General features: G+C 60.6%; 1 protein-coding gene. It reads left to right on the top strand.

Features of this window, described 5'->3' with window-relative positions; translation table 11 throughout:
• The first annotated feature begins 4 nt into the window (after positions 1 to 4).
• Complete coding sequence (gene tuf, locus HB393_RS24880; RefSeq protein ID WP_213807924.1) at positions 5 to 1,192, top strand: elongation factor Tu; 1,188 nt, start codon at positions 5 to 7, stop codon at positions 1,190 to 1,192.
• Positions 1,193 to 1,216 lie beyond the last annotated feature (24 nt).

Below are 1,216 nucleotides of genomic sequence, written 5' to 3' on the forward strand. Positions count from 1 at the left end.
AGTCATGGGCAAGGAAAAGTTTGACCGGTCGAAGCCGCACGTAAACATTGGTACGGTGGGTCACATTGACCACGGCAAGACGACGCTGACGGCGGCGATCACGAAGGTGTTGAGCAAGCACAACCCGAACAACACGTTCCGCTCGTTCGACACGATTGACAACGCTCCTGAGGAGCGTGAGCGCGGTATCACGATTGCGACCTCGCACGTCGAGTATGAGACGGCGAACCGTCACTACGCGCACGTCGACTGCCCCGGCCACGCCGACTACATCAAGAACATGATCACCGGAGCGGCGCAGATGGACGGCGCGATCCTGGTAGTGGCAGCGACCGACGGTCCGATGCCGCAGACCAAGGAGCACGTTCTGCTGGCGCGCCAGGTTGGTGTTCCGTACATCGTGGTGTTCCTGAACAAGTGCGATGCGGTCGAGGACGAAGAGCTGGTGGAGCTGGTGGAGATGGAAGTCCGCGAGCTGCTGTCGAAGTACGAGTACCCTGGCGACGATACCCCGGTGATCCGCGGCTCTGCTCTGGGCGCGCTGAACGGCGAAGCCCAGTGGGAGGCCAAGATCGACGAGCTGATGGATGCTGTGGACAAGTACATTCCTCAGCCCACGCGTGCGATCGAGCTTCCGTTCCTGATGCCGATCGAAGATATCTTCTCGATCTCGGGTCGCGGCACGGTGGTAACGGGCCGTATCGAGCGCGGCAAGATCAAGGTGGGCGAAGCCTGCGAGATCGTCGGCTTCCGCGAGACCCGTCAGACGGTCTGCACGGGCGTCGAGATGTTCAAGAAGCAGCTGGACGAGGGTCTGGCGGGCGACAACGCCGGTCTTCTGCTGCGCGGTATCGCGAAGGAAGATGTGGAGCGCGGCATGGTGTTGGCGAAGCCAGGTTCGATCAAGCCGCACACCGACTTCAAGGGCGAGATCTACGTGTTGAGCAAGGAAGAGGGTGGACGTCACACTCCGTTCTTCAACGGCTACCGTCCTCAGTTCTACTTCCGGACCACGGACGTGACCGGATCGGCGAAGCTGCCGGAGGGCACGGAGATGGTGATGCCGGGCGATAACATCCAGCTGGAGATCACGCTGCACACGCCAGTCGCGATGGAGAAGGGTCTGCGTTTCGCCATCCGCGAGGGTGGACGTACCGTCGGAGCTGGAACCATCTCCGAGATCATCAAGTAAGTATTGGCTGTAAAGGCTTTAGTT

This window comes from Granulicella sp. dw_53, from assembly GCF_018449545.1.
Taxonomy (GTDB): domain Bacteria; phylum Acidobacteriota; class Terriglobia; order Terriglobales; family Acidobacteriaceae; genus Edaphobacter.